This is a genomic window from Streptomyces sp. WM6378, from assembly GCF_001279695.1.
Taxonomy (GTDB): domain Bacteria; phylum Actinomycetota; class Actinomycetes; order Streptomycetales; family Streptomycetaceae; genus Streptomyces.
Window position 1 is genome coordinate 50,090 of the sequence record NZ_LGDD01000144.1, and the last position, 13,056, is coordinate 63,145.

A 13,056-nucleotide genomic window follows, 5' to 3' on the forward strand; every position below is an offset into this window, starting at 1 on the left:
GGCTCACGCCCCGCTCAGGAAGTACGAAGCCGTCACCGCGAGCAGCGACAACAGGAAGGAACCGGCGAGGAGTTCGGGCACCCGGAAGAGCCGGAGCTTCGCCCAGAACACCTCCGCCGCCGCGAGCGCGGCCCCGAGCAGCGCCACCTTGCCCGCGCACACCGCGAGGCCGATCACCAGCGCGCCCGCGGAGGCGGTAGTGGCGATGCCCCAGGGGGCGAACAGCGAGGCGAGCAGGCCGAGCAGCACGGTGAGCCGCATCTGGGCGCCGAGTTCGACGAGCGCCAGGTCGGGGCCCGCGTACTCCAGGACCATCGCCTCGTGCACCATGGTCAGTTCGAGGTGGGTGGAGGGGTTGTCGACGGGCAGGCGTCCGGTCTCGGCGAGTACGGCCACCGCGAGGGCGGCCGTGGCGAGCAGCCCGGCGGGCGAGACGAGCCGGTCGGGGTCCAGGAGCGCGCCCGACACGATCGCGGGGAGGTTCGTCGAGCCGGTCGGCAGCGACAGGGCGAACACCGAGACCAGGATGGTCGGTTCGACGAGCGCGGCCAGCGTCATCTCGCGGGATGCGCCCATCCCGCCGAACGCCGTCCCGCTGTCGAGTCCGGCAAGGGCGAGCGTGACCGTGCCGAGGGCGAGCAGCGCCACCACCACGATCAGGTCCGAACTTCCGCTCACCACCGTGTCGGTCGAGGCCAGTGGTACGAGTGCGGCGACCACGGCGGTCGTCGCGACCAGGAGCACGGGGGCCGCGCGGAACGCCGGGCCCGTGCCGAGCGAGGTCACCGCCTCCTTGCGCAGGAGCTTGCGCAGATCCCGCCAGGGCTGGCCGACACCGGCCCCGGCCCGTCCCTCCAGCCTCGCCCGTACCTGTCGCATCAGCCCGTTGAGCAGCGGCGCACCGGCCGCGACGCCGCCCACCTGCACGGCCACCGCGGCCGCTGAGATGACGCTCACCAGCCCACCGCCAGGACGAGGAGCAGCGAGACCAGGCCGAAGAAGCCGTAGCCGAGATAGAGGTGGATCGACCCGGTGGCCAGGCGCCGCGCGGACTGCCCGGCGGCGGACAGCCCTGCGAGGACCGGACGGTAGAGCCGGTGCTCGATCCGGTCGGGCACCCGGTGTCGGAACCGCACCCGCTCCTCCAGATAGGCGAATTCCCGTACGGGCGTGACGCTGACGTCCTGCTCGGGCGCGAGCACCTGCTGGAAGACCCGTTGCAGCGGCTCGGCGAACGACGTCGCCGTGTACGTCATCCGGGCCGTCGGCGCGCCGCCCCCGCAGTCCCACAGCCTGGCGCCGGTGCGCCGGGGCCGCCGTGCCAGCAGGCGTACGAGGGCGGCCGTGCCCAGCGCGGCAAGCGTCAGGGCCACGGCGATCCACAGCGGGGCGAGCGCCCCGGAGAAGGTCCGCAGCCGCACCCCGGCGCCCCCGCCGACCGTCGGCTCGGCGCCCGCGACCGCCACGACCCGGTCGAGCGCGGGGCCCAACTCCCCTGGAAACAGGGCGAGTCCGATACAGGCGAGGGCGAGCAGCCCCATTCCGGCGAGCACCGCGGGCGGGCTCTCCCGGGCTTCGGCCGCCGCCTCGCCGCGCGGCCGGGCGAAGAACCCGACGCCGAACGCCTTCACGAAGACGGCCGCCGAGAGCCCGGCGCTCAGCGCGATCACCGCGACCGCGAGCGGCAGCACCACGGCCGTCGCCATGCCCGGCACCGCGAGCCCGTGGATCAGCGACTGGAGCAGCAGCCACTCCCCGGCGAACCCGTTGCCGGGCGGCAGCGCCACCGCGCCGAGCGCGCCGACCGCGAACAGCGCGGCCGTGACCGGCATCCGGGCGCGAAGCCCGCCCAGCATGTCCAGATCCCGTACGCCCGTCGCGCGAACCACTGAACCGGCCGCGCAGAACAACAGGCCCTTGAAAGCGGAGTGGTTGACGAGGTGGAGCAGGGCCGCCGCGAGGGCGAGGCCGGCCAGGCGCCGGTCGCCGTCGGCCGCGAACAGGCCGCCCGCGCCGACCCCGATGAGCACCAGGCCCATGTTCTCGCTGGAGGAGTACGCGAGCAGCCGCTTCAGGTCGGGTGCCATCGCGGCCTGGAGGATGCCGTACACGGCGGACACCCCGCCCGCGCCCATCAGCCCGAGCCACCACCAGGGCGAGCCCCCGCCGAGCAGGTCGAGCCCGAAACGGATGATCCCGTACACCCCGAGGTTGACCATCGTCGCGCTCATCAGCGCCGAGACGGGGTCGGGCGCTTCGGTGTAGGCGCGGGGCAGCCAGGCGTGCAGGGGGGCGATTCCGGCCTTCGAGGTGAACGCCACGGCGAGCAGCGCGAAGACCGTGCCGCGCCACGCCGGGCCCAACGAGCCTGCCGCGGCGCGCAGTTCGGGGAAGGTCTGGCCGCCGGCCAGTGCGGCGAACAGCGCGAGTCCGGCTAGCAGGGCCACGAAGCCGAGCTGGGTCAGCACCGCGTACCAGACCCCGGCCTCGCGCACCGCGCGCCTCCCCCAAGGTCTCGACTCCGCTCGACCAGGGAGGTGCCCCCATCGGTGCTCGCCGAGCACCAGGACCAGCGAGCCGACCGCCGTCAGCTCCCACAGGAGCAGGAACGTCGAGACGGAACCGGCGGCCGGGACGAGCACAAGCACCGCGCCGAACCCCGGAAGGACCCAGCTCGCGGTCCGCGACGCGCGCCCGTACCCGGCCGCGTACACCGCGACCGCGAGCACCACCGCGCCCGCGACGGCCATGAACAGGCCCGACAGCGCGTCCACCGCCAGGCGCACCCCGCCGAGCGGAAGCAGCCAGGGCAGCTCCGCCGTCCAGTGCCCGCCGTCGAGCGCTGCCACGCCCGCGACGAGACCGGCGACTCCCACCCCGGCGGTCAGTGTGCCGCTGGCCGCGCTCACCGGCCCGTCACCGTGCGCAGCGCCGCGACGATCTGCTCCGGCCGGGGTGGGCAGCCGGGCACCGTGAGATCGACGTCCACGACATCGGCGACGGCCCCCTCGACCCCGTAACCCCCGCTGAACTCCCCGCAGTCGAGGGCGCAGTCGCCGACCGCCACGACGAGGTTCGGCTCCGCCATCGCGGCCACCGTGCGGCGCAGCGGCACCTTCATGTTCCGCGTGACCGGGCCCGTCACCAGGACGACGTCCGCGTGCCGCGGGGACGGCACGAGGTGGGCGCCGTACCGCTCCGCGTCGTACACCGGCCCGAAGGACGCGGCGATCTCGATCTCGCAGCCGTTGCACGACCCGGCGTCCACGCAGCGGACCTGCGCCGATCCGGCGAGCGCGGGGAAGTCGCCGGGAGTGGGGCGCGGCGGGGCGTCCTCCGCCACCCGCCCGGTCTCACGGATCTTGCGCAGCAGACTCATGCCCGGCACAACCGGCCATGGCCGGATTCCGGTTACGAGCGGATCGCGGGCTTTGACAAGGTTTGGCGACCTGGAGGGGAGGGGTTGGCTCCCGTGTGGGCTGCGGCTTGCCTGCGGGGGCGCGGCCCGGCTCCGTTACGCTATTTGCATGGGAGCGCAAATGGAGAGCTGGGACGCGGAGCGGGCCGACCGGGCGGTCACCGTCCTGAAGGCGGTGGCGGACCCTTCGCGGTACCGCCTGCTGTGGGCGCTCAGCGGGGCCGAGCTGCCGGTGAGCGCGCTGGCGGAGCTTCTCGGGGCGCATGTCGCCGCGACGTCCCAGCACCTGGCCAAGCTGCGCTCGGCCGGGCTCGTCACGTCGCGGCGTGACGGTACGCGGATCTTCTACCGGGCGGCCGGGCCGGGCGTGCGCTCGCTTTTGGAGGAGGCGTCCGTGGTGGCCCTCGCTGCGTCGGCCGAGGGGGTTGCCTCCGCCCCTGCCGCGGCCGAGGATGCCGCTCCGGTTCGCGCTGTCCGCCGGGCCAGAGCCCCGCGCCCCGTCGCCGAGTAGCGCCCCACCCTGCCCGGGGCTCCGCCCCAGAGCCCGTATCGCGCCTGAAGGGCGCTCGTCCTCAAACTCCCCCAAGGCCTCAAGGGCCAGGGGGGACCCCATGACGGGCTGGGTATGCCGTACCGCACGCCGCTAGGGGCGCGGGGAACTGCGCGACCAGCCACGCACGGTCCGCAGCCGAACGCTCGCGCGTCCCTCGAAGCATCCCGGCCCGCAATCGAGACCCGCACCTCCGCGAAGCGGACAAAGTCATCAGGCCCGGCCAGGGTTACGCGGCGGCGGCCCCCTCATCCAGCCGGTACTCCTCCCGCTCCGCGTCGTACCCGTACAGCTCCGCGTACCGGCCCCAGTCCGTCGCCGTCTCCAGCTGCTGGGTCACCTGTTCGCTCGTGTAGTGGTGGGCCAGTACGTCGCGGAAGAAGCCCGCCCGCAGCGTGCCGTCGGGGCTCTGGCGCAGGCTCGTGGTGATCAGGCGGACCAGCGGGGCGTCCGTGCCGGCCTCCGCGAAGATCCGCTTGGAGCTGCGGACGTCGGCGCCCGCGAACGTGGTGCCCCGGTCGGTCAGGACCAGGTCGTCGTCGCTGACGGCCGCGAAGCCGAGCAGTTCGAGGGCGTCCACCAGCGGCAGCACGTCGTCGATCTCCAGGCCGAGGTCGTCGGCGAGGTCCGCCAGGTCGCAGCTGCCGCCGCGGTGCGCGACCATCTCGGCGAGGCCCGACAGGCCGTCCACGCTGGCCCCGGGCAGCGGGGTGTTCGCCGGGGTGCGCCGGTCGGGTTCGAGGCCCTCGGGGCGGCCGGGGGATGGGGTCTCCCCGGCTCGGACGGAGGTGAGACCTTGGGGATGGGTCTCCTTCGCGCGGCCCGTCATCGTGCGGTAGACCCGGTCGATGAGCTCCTCGAAGGCGGGCGCGTCGCGGTCGCGCGGCCGGTCGAGACCCACCTCGAACGTCTCGCGGATCGTGCCGTACGGCCGTGAGCCGAGCACGACGATCCGGTCGGCCATCAGGACCGCCTCCTCGATGTTGTGCGTGACCAGGACGATCGCCCGGGTCGGGAACTGGCCCGACTCCCACAGCTCCATCAGCTCGCCGCGCAGGTTCTCCGCGGTCAGCACGTCGAGCGCGGAGAACGGCTCGTCCATCATCAGGACGTCCGGCTCCACGACCAGCGCCCGCGCGAAGCCGACGCGCTGGCGCATGCCGCCCGACAGCTCCTTGGGGTAGGCGGACTCGAAGCCGTCGAGGCCGATCAGATCGATGGCCTGGCGGGCCGCGTCCGAGCGGGTGTCCGCCGGTACGCCCCGGGCCTCCAGGCCCAGCTCGACGTTCTGCAGCACGGTCAGCCAGGGCAGCAGCGCGAACGTCTGGAACACCATGGCGGTACCCGGGTTGGCGCCGGTCAGCGGGGCGTCCCGGTAGGACACCGTGCCGGAGCTCGGCGGCACGAGCCCGGCCAGGCAGCGCAGCAGCGTCGACTTGCCGGAGCCCGACTTGCCGAGCAGCGCGACGACCTCGCCGGCCCGCACCTGGAGGTCGATCCCGCCGAGGACGGGCAGCTCGCCGTCCGCGCCGGCGTAGGCCTTGGTCAGGCCGACCGTCTCAAGCAGGATCTCGCCGTCGGCCGGGCGGGGCGCGGGCGCGGCGACCGCGTGCCGTGCGTTGCGCAGGGTGCGAAGGGTGTTCAGAACCATGAGGGCTCCAGAAAAGCTCAGGGGGTTTCAGAGGGCGTAGCGGGTGTCGGCGAGCCGGTACAGGCGGCGCCACAGCAGGCGGTTGAGGCCGACGACGTAAAGGCTCATCACCGCCACGCCCGCGATCAGGTGCGGGAAGTCGCCGGCAGCGGTGGCCTTGGCGATGTAGGCGCCGAGGCCGGTGGCGGTCAGGGTCGTGCCGCCGAAGGTGACGACCTCCGCGACGATCGAGGCGTTCCAGGCGCCGCCCGACGCGGTGATGCCGCCGGTGACGTAACTGGGGAAGATGCCGGGCAGGATCAGCCGCTTCCAGCGCTGCCAGCCGCGTACGCCCAGGTCGTCCATGGCCTCGCGCAGGTCGCTCGGGATCGACATGGCGCCCGCGATGGTGTTGAAGAGGATGTACCACTGGGCGCCGAGCGCCATCAGCAGAATGCCGCCGATGTTGATGGAAAGGCCCGTCTTGAGGAAGAACCAGACGGCCAGCGGGAAGAGGAAGTTGGCGGGGAAGCTCGCCAGGACCTGGACGACGGGCTGGGCGATCCGGGTCAGCTTCGGCGAGAAGCCGATCTTCACGCCGATCGGCACCCAGATGACGGTGGCCGCCGCGACCAGCACGACCACCCGCGCCAGCGTCGCGAGACCGAGCAGCAGCGGCTCGCCGAAGACGCCGAGGCCCGTCTCGTCCTGGAGATAGCGGCCGAGGTCGAACAGCCCCCACAGGATGAGGCCGCCCGCGACGACGGTGAAGGTGATGTCGCCGGTGCGCCGACGAGCCCCGTCGACGTGCAGCGGCCGGTCGTCGGTGCCGAGGACGCGGCCCGCGCTGCTCAGGGCCCGGCCCACTGGACGCAGCGCCTTGCCGAGCAGCTGCGGCCAGCTGGAGCGGCGCAGGAAGTCAAGGACGACCGAGCGCTGGACCTCGCTCGCCTCGGACTGCTCGTTCTTGAACTTCTCCGACCAGGCGGTCAGCGGCCGCCAGAAGACGAAGTTCACGCCGATGACCATGACGGCCATGGTGAGGATGGCCCAGCCGACCTTGCCGAGGTCGCCGTCCGTGATGGCCGCGCCGGCGTAGGAGCCGACGCCGGGCAGGGCGTAGTCCCGGTTGTTGACGCTGATGGCTTCCGAGGCGACGAGGAAGAACCAGCCGCCGCCGAAGCTGAGCATGCCGTTCCAGACCAGGCTGATCATCCCCGAGGGCAGTTCCACCTTCCAGAACCGCATCCACCGCGTGAACCTGAACGACCGTGACAGCTCGTCGAGTTCACGGGGGAGCGAGGTCAGCGAGTGGTAGAAGCCGAACGTCATGTTCCAGGCCTGCGAGGTGAAGATCGCGAAGATCGACGCGCACTCCAGGCCCAGCATGGAGCCGGGGAACAGGGCGATGAACCCGCTGACGGCGACCGTGAGGAAGCCGAGCACCGGCACCGACTGGAGGATGTCCAGGGCCGGGATCAGGATGCGCTCCAGTCGCCTGCTCTTGGCGGCGGCCAGCGCGTACACGAAGGTGAAGACGATCGAGGCGGCCAGCGCGATGAACATGCGCAGCAGCGAGCGGGCGGCGTCGTACGGCAACTGGGCGGGATCGGTGTCGACCTTGATCGACTGATCGGTGGAGAACCGGACCGTGGTCCCGTGGCCCACCTGGAGCACGACGTAGAAGAGCACGAGCACGGCCGCGGCGACCACCGCGTCGACCCAGCTGAGCCGGGCCAGGCGGCCCGCGAAGCGGGAGGTGACCCGCGGTGCGGGGCTGCTCGTCCGGAACGACATCACAAGAAACCTCCGACCACACTGTGGGCACAGGAGCCCCGGGGGCGCGACCGCGCACCCCGGCGCGGCGGAGCCCGGCGTGGTGAGAAAGGAAAGGGGGAGGGAGGGGTACGGGGCCCGGAGGATCGGGGCACGCCGTGCCGTGGCCCCGGGCGCGGCGCCGAGGGGCGGGAGGCGACGGGAAGGGTCAGAGACGCCCGGCGGGGCGGCACGGACTGGGAGGATCCGCGTCCATGGCTGCCCCCTTCGGTGATGCGGTTTCCAGCGACCCGTGCAGTCTGCCGGTTCTTGCGCTGGTGCGCAAATAAGGGGGTGTGGGGCCCGGACGGCGTTACTCAGGAGGCCGGGGCGGCAGGTGGGGGACGGCGCCGAGGAGGGGCGCCGGTCTCGTACGGCTGGCTGGTGAGTAGCGCACCAGCTGCTCGGCGCCCTTGGCGCGGCCCGGTAGGCGGGGGAGGCGACGGCCAGGACGAAGTCCGCGGCCCGGTACTGGCGGTCCGTCCACAGGGCCCGGTCCTGGGGCTCCTCGCCCGCCGGAAGGTCGAGCCGTGCGTCGGTGCCCCCAGCCCGCGCAGCAGCCGCCAGAGCGTGCGTACCTGGTCGATGTGGGCGCCGTCGTCCTCGTGGGCGTACGAGATGAACACGCGCGGAGCGGCCCGCAGGCCGAACAGGGAAAGCACCGTCGGCCGGTGTCGGCGGCTCGCCGGGCCGCAGCCGTGGCGGCGGTGCGCCGGACGGCCGGGCCTGTTCCAGGAGGTCGGCCAGTTCCTCGCGGCTGAGGCCTTCGAGAAACTGGGCCGCGTGCTGCTCCCGCACCGCGCGGCTCGCCTTCTGTGCCAGGGTGCCGCCCGCGAACGGGGCCAGGACGTCGGCGGCCCGGGGCCCGGGCAGTGCGGCGGTCAGCGCCTCCGCGAAGCGGGTGTCCGGGGCCCAGCGCTCGCCCTCGCGCAGGGCCGCGTCCGGGGCCGTGCGGGTGATCCTGGTGGACTCCGCGAGGAGGCTCAACTGCAGCCAGTCGTCCTGGCGTTGAACCGGCCACTGCCTGATCCGCCACAGCGAGGTGCGGGCCCGCCTGCAGCAGATCGAGGAAGGACCTCGCCGAGTGCCGGCCGGTGCCGCGGTCGTACGCGAAGGGGAAGGTCTCCTGCTCCGAGAGGCCTGAAAAGAAGGCGAAGCGCACCCGGTACGCGGTCTTCACGCTGAGCTCCACGCCGTAGCGCAGCGGGAACTCGCGGGTCACCTCGCCGCTGTCGCCGACCAGCAGATGGTCCGGCCGAAGCCGTCGCCCAGGGAGCTGTTCCGGTCGTCGAGCCGGAAGGCGTAGCGGTACATCTCCTCGACCGAGCGGACGTGAAATCCCTTGGCGCCACTGTAAGTTGACGCCTTCCGGCGAGGTGGGGCGTTGTGCGAGTCCGCCTCCGCAGGGGGGCGCGGCAGCCGCGGAATTAAATGACTGGCGTCGCGTGTCGCCCATGTCTAAAGTCGAGCCTGTTCGAGTGACGACCGAAGATCGTCGGGGTCGTCGCCGGTGAAGTGACCTGGTTGGGGAGGTGTGAACGATGGCTGTCGTTGCGAAGGGCGCTGCCCGCATCCCGAAGTTCATCCAACGCATCCCCGTGGTCTCCGGCTGACCCACCTTTTCCTCCACGCCCGAAGGCGTGGCGCCGGGGCCGCCCTTCGAAGGGTTCCCCTTGTCTTCCTCGTTCCTCTCCCCGCTCGACAACTCCGGCTTCAACACTGCTGAGTTGAACGACTCCGGGTTCAACACCTCCGCCTCGTCGCGCCCGCTGGCCGCATACGGCTGGGACGACGCCTGGGCGGCCGAGTTCGCCCCGTACGCCGAACAGGGCCTGGTGCCCGGCCGGGTCGTCCGTGTCGACCGCGGCCAGTGCGACGTGGTGACCGCCGACGGCACCCTGCGCGCCGACACCGCGTTCGTCACCCCGCACGACCCGATGCGGGTCATCTGCACCGGCGACTGGGCCGCCGTCGAGCCGGTGGGCGACCCCCGGTTCGTCCGTACGTACCTGCCGCGCCGCACCGCGTTCGTGCGCAGCACCTCCTCCAACCGGTCCGAGGCACAGATCCTCGCGGCCAACGTCGACCACGCGATCATCGCGGTGTCGCTCGCCGTCGAGCTCGACCTCGGCCGCATCGAGCGGTTCCTGGCGCTGGCCTGGGAGTCGGGCGCGCAGCCGCTCGTCGTGCTCACCAAGGCCGACCTGGTCCCCGACCCGGTCGGGCTCTCCTACCTCGTCCAGGACGTGGAGACCACCGCGCCCGGGGTGCAGGTGCTGCCGGTCAGCGCGACGACCGGCGAAGGCGTCGAGATCCTCGCGGCGGTCGTCGCGGGCGGTACGAGCGTGCTGCTCGGGCAGTCCGGCGCGGGCAAGTCCACGCTGGCCAACGCGCTGCTCGGCGAGGAGGTGATGGCGGTGCAGGCGGCCCGCGAGGTCGACGGCAAGGGCCGCCACACCACGACCACCCGCAATCTGCTGGTGCTGCCGGGCGGCGGCGTCCTCATCGACACCCCCGGGCTGCGTGGAGTCGGCCTGTACGACGCGGAGTCCGGCGTCGGCCAGGTCTTCGCCGAGATCGAGGAACTGGCCGCGGACTGCCGCTTCCACGACTGCGCGCACCATGCGGAGCCGGGGTGCGCGGTGCTCGCCGCGATCGAGGACGGCTCGCTCGCGGAACGCCGCCTGGACAGCTACCGCAAGCTGCTGCGCGAGAACCAGCGCATCGTGGCGAAGACGGATGCTCGGCTGCGGGCGGAGATCCGGCGGGACTGGAAGGCGAAGGGGGCGGAGGGGCGCGCCAACATGGAGGCCAAGCGCGGCCGTCTGCGCTGACCCCGGGGGGCTCCCGCCCCACCCCTTCCCGAAACCCTCCGGGGGTGCGGTAGTCAGCTGCGGACCGTGCGTGGCTGGTCGCGCAGTTCCCCGCGCCCCTGGCAGCATGCGGTACGGGCAACCCAGCCCGTCATGGGGGTCCCCCCTGGCCCCCGGAGGGTCTAGTGAAGGGGCGGGGTCGGGGCTCGACGGGGTCTGGGGCGAGCCCCAGGGCACCGGGACCTCCCCGTCCGAAACCCGCCAGCCACCCCGCAGGGGACCCCGCACACTGGAAAGCGTGATGGACGAGGACACGCGGTACGAAGCCGTCAGCAGCAGGGACGCCCGGTTCGACGGGGAGTTCTTCTTCGCCGTGGCGACCACCGGCATCTACTGCCGACCGAGCTGCCCCGCAGTCACGCCCCGGCGCAAGAACGTCCGGTTCTTCCCCAGCGCCGCCGCCGCCCAGGGCCACGGCTTCCGGGCCTGCCGCCGCTGCCGCCCGGACGCCGTGCCCGGCTCCGCCGAGTGGAACGCGCGGGCCGACGTCGTCGGCCGGGCCATGCGCATGATCGGGGACGGCGTGGTGGACCGCGAGGGCGTGCCCGGGCTCGCGACCCGGCTCGGGTACAGCACCCGGCAGGTGCAGCGCCAGCTCACCGCCGAGGTGGGCGCGGGCCCGGTCGCCCTGGCCAGGGCCCAGCGCGCCCACTCGGCCCGGGTGCTGCTCCAGACCACGTCGCTGCCGGTCACCGAGATCGCCTTCGCCTCCGGGTTCGCGAGCGTGCGCCAGTTCAACGACACGATCCGGCAGATCTACGCCCGCACCCCCAGCGGCCTGCGCGAGGAGGCCGGCACCCGGGCGACCGAGCCCGGCGTCACGGCGGCGGCCGGGATCCCGCTGCGGCTCGCCTACCGGGGCCCGTACGCGACCAAGGAGACCTTCGATCTGCTGGCGGGCGAAGCCGTCGCGTGCGTCGAGGAGATAGTCGGCGAGCCCGGCGCCCGCACCTACCGCCGCACCCTGCGGCTGCCGCACGGCACCGCCGTCGTGGCCGTCGACGAGGCCGCCCCCGCGCACACCGCGGCCCGCCAGGGCTGGCTCGACGCCCGCATCCACCTCTCCGACCTGCGCGATCTCACCACCGCCGTGCAGCGCCTGCGCCGCCTGTTCGACCTGGACGCCGACCCGTACGCCGTCGACGAGCGGCTCGGCGCCGATCCCCGGCTCGCGCCGCTCGTCGCGCGCACCCCGGGTCTGCGCTCGCCGGGCGCCGCCGATCCCGACGAGTGCGCGGTGCGGGCGCTGGCCGGCAGGGACGGCGCGGCCGCGCTGGTCGAGTCGTACGGCAAGCGGCTGGATGTGCCCTGCGGCACGCTCACCCACCTGTTCCCCGAGCCCGCGGCGCTCGCCGGCCACCCCGACCCGCAGCTCGCCGCCCTGGCGGCCGCGCTCGCCGACGCCACCCTGCGCCTGGACGCCGGCGCCGACCGTGACGAGGCGGCCCGTATCCTGCGCACGCTGCCCGGCATGGCCGAGGCGACCGTCGCGGTGATCCGGACGCGGGCGCTCGGCGACCCCGACGTCGGGCCTGCGGAGGGGGAGTACGCCTGGCGGCCCTGGCGCTCCTACGCCCGCCGCCACCTCCAGGTCGAGGCGGGCAGGGGGAAGTAGTCCGACGGGCGGCGCCCGGCCACTTCTGAGAACGTCGAAGGCATGATCCGTCTCGCGCGCCTGCCCCTGGACCGCTGGTCGGCGCTGATGCCGCTGCTCGCCGTCGTGCTGCTCGCGCTGACCTGGGGGCGCTCGCTGCCCGCCGGGCTCGTGGCCCTGGTCGCGTGTTTCCTGGCGGGCGCGGTGCTCGCCGCGGTGCACCACGCGGAGGTGGTCGCTCACCGGGTGGGCGAACCGTTCGGGTCACTCGTGCTCGCGGTCGCGGTGACCGTCATCGAGGTGGCGCTGATCGTCACCCTGATGTCGGACGGCGGCGACAAGAGCGCCTCGCTCGCCCGCGACACCGTCTTCGCCGCCGTGATGATCACCTGCAACGGCATCGTCGGTCTCTGCCTGCTGGTCGGCGCCCTGCGCCGCAGATACGCCGTCTTCAACGCCGAGGGCACCGTCACCGCCTTCGCCACGGTCACCACGCTCGCGGGCCTCAGCCTCGCCCTGCCGACCTTCACCACCAGCAAGCCGGGCCCCGAGTTCTCGCCCGCCCAGCTGATCTTCGCCGCTATCGCCTCCGTCTTCCTGTACGGGCTCTTCGTCGCCACCCAGACCGTGCGCCACCGCGACTACTTCCTGCCGGTGACCCAACAGGGCGAGGTGATGCGCGACGACGCCCACGCCAACCCGCCCTCCGCGCGCACCGCCTGGACCAGCGTCGCCCTGCTCGGCGTCGCGCTGGTCGCCGTGGTGGGCCTGGCCAAGGGGGTCTCGCCCACCATCGAGAGGGGGGTCGCGGCGGCCGGCCTTCCCGCCTCGGTCGTCGGCGTCGTGATCGCGCTGCTCGTGCTGCTTCCGGAGACCATCGCCGCCGTGCGTGCGGCCCGCCGCGACCGCGTGCAGACCAGCCTCAACCTGGCCCTCGGCTCGGCCATGGCCAGCATCGGCCTCACCATTCCGGCCGTCGCGCTCGCGACGATCTGGCTGTCCGGGCCCCTGGTCCTCGGCCTCGGCGCCAGCCACATGGTGCTGCTCGCGCTGACGGTCGCCGTCGGCATCCTCACCGTCGTGCCGGGCCGCGCCACCCTGATGCAGGGCGGCGTGCACCTCTCGCTGTTCGCCGCGTACATCGTGCTCGCGATCAGCCCTTAGCCCTGACCTGTA

9 protein-coding genes are annotated in these 13,056 nt (G+C 73.2%); 4 read left to right on the top strand and 5 right to left on the bottom strand.

What is annotated here, in order from left to right; all coding sequences use genetic code 11:
* Positions 1–3: 3 nt before the first annotated feature.
* Genes ADK54_RS14555 through ADK54_RS14565 form a run of 3 tightly spaced genes read right to left on the bottom strand, consistent with a single transcriptional unit; the run spans position 4 to position 3,379 of the window.
* A complete protein-coding gene (locus ADK54_RS14555) occupies positions 4–957 on the bottom strand; it encodes a respiratory chain complex I subunit 1 family protein (protein WP_053726044.1) in 954 nt (317 codons plus the stop codon).
* On the bottom strand, positions 954–2,909 hold the full coding sequence (locus ADK54_RS14560) for a proton-conducting transporter membrane subunit (RefSeq protein ID WP_234392069.1): 1,956 nt from the start codon (positions 2,907–2,909) through the stop codon (positions 954–956). The genes ADK54_RS14555 and ADK54_RS14560 overlap by 4 nt, the downstream gene beginning before the upstream one ends.
* A complete protein-coding gene (locus tag ADK54_RS14565) occupies positions 2,906–3,379 on the bottom strand; it encodes an NADH-quinone oxidoreductase subunit B family protein (protein WP_053726045.1) in 474 nt (157 codons plus the stop codon). The genes ADK54_RS14560 and ADK54_RS14565 overlap by 4 nt, the downstream gene beginning before the upstream one ends.
* Before the next feature lie 148 nt (positions 3,380–3,527).
* Here ADK54_RS14565 and ADK54_RS14570 point away from each other — a divergent pair, with 148 nt between their 5' ends.
* Positions 3,528–3,929: an ArsR/SmtB family transcription factor gene (locus tag ADK54_RS14570; protein ID WP_053726083.1), complete on the top strand. Its 402-nt coding sequence runs from the start codon at positions 3,528–3,530 to the stop codon at positions 3,927–3,929.
* 268 nt (positions 3,930–4,197) lie between these two features.
* On the opposite strand, the gene ADK54_RS14575 is transcribed toward ADK54_RS14570, so the two are convergent.
* Both ADK54_RS14575 and ADK54_RS14580 read right to left on the bottom strand, forming a co-directional pair.
* Complete coding sequence (locus tag ADK54_RS14575; protein ID WP_078966380.1) at positions 4,198–5,619, bottom strand: nitrate/sulfonate/bicarbonate ABC transporter ATP-binding protein; 1,422 nt, start codon at positions 5,617–5,619, stop codon at positions 4,198–4,200.
* A 27-nt stretch (positions 5,620–5,646) separates the two neighbouring features.
* Complete coding sequence (locus ADK54_RS14580) at positions 5,647–7,395, bottom strand: ABC transporter permease (RefSeq protein WP_053726046.1); 1,749 nt, start codon at positions 7,393–7,395, stop codon at positions 5,647–5,649.
* A gap of 1,745 nt (positions 7,396–9,140) precedes the next feature.
* Here ADK54_RS14580 and rsgA point away from each other — a divergent pair.
* The 3 genes from rsgA to ADK54_RS14595 all read left to right on the top strand — a co-directional run bounded on the left by rsgA (position 9,141) and on the right by ADK54_RS14595 (position 13,044).
* Positions 9,141–10,247, top strand: coding sequence for a ribosome small subunit-dependent GTPase A (rsgA, locus tag ADK54_RS14585; protein ID WP_053726085.1), 1,107 nt, complete (start codon positions 9,141–9,143; stop codon positions 10,245–10,247).
* A gap of 280 nt (positions 10,248–10,527) precedes the next feature.
* A complete protein-coding gene (locus ADK54_RS14590; protein ID WP_053726047.1) occupies positions 10,528–11,901 on the top strand; it encodes a bifunctional transcriptional activator/DNA repair enzyme AdaA in 1,374 nt (457 codons plus the stop codon).
* 42 nt (positions 11,902–11,943) lie between these two features.
* Positions 11,944–13,044: a calcium:proton antiporter gene (locus tag ADK54_RS14595; protein ID WP_053726048.1), complete on the top strand. Its 1,101-nt coding sequence runs from the start codon at positions 11,944–11,946 to the stop codon at positions 13,042–13,044.
* The last annotated feature ends 12 nt before the right edge of the window (positions 13,045–13,056 follow it).

Bases quoted from the DNA above. Each gene is read 5' to 3' on its own strand.
- ADK54_RS14565 (WP_053726045.1), bottom strand. From the start codon at position 3,379: ATGAGTCTGCTGCGCAAGATCCGTGAGACCGGGCGGGTGGCGGAGGAC.
- ADK54_RS14570 (WP_053726083.1), top strand. From the start codon at position 3,528: ATGGGAGCGCAAATGGAGAGCTGGGACGCGGAGCGGGCCGACCGGGCG.
- ADK54_RS14575 (WP_078966380.1), bottom strand. From the start codon at position 5,619: ATGGTTCTGAACACCCTTCGCACCCTGCGCAACGCACGGCACGCGGTC.
- ADK54_RS14580 (WP_053726046.1), bottom strand. From the start codon at position 7,395: ATGTCGTTCCGGACGAGCAGCCCCGCACCGCGGGTCACCTCCCGCTTC.
- ADK54_RS14590 (WP_053726047.1), top strand. From the start codon at position 10,528: ATGGACGAGGACACGCGGTACGAAGCCGTCAGCAGCAGGGACGCCCGG.
- ADK54_RS14595 (WP_053726048.1), top strand. From the start codon at position 11,944: ATGATCCGTCTCGCGCGCCTGCCCCTGGACCGCTGGTCGGCGCTGATG.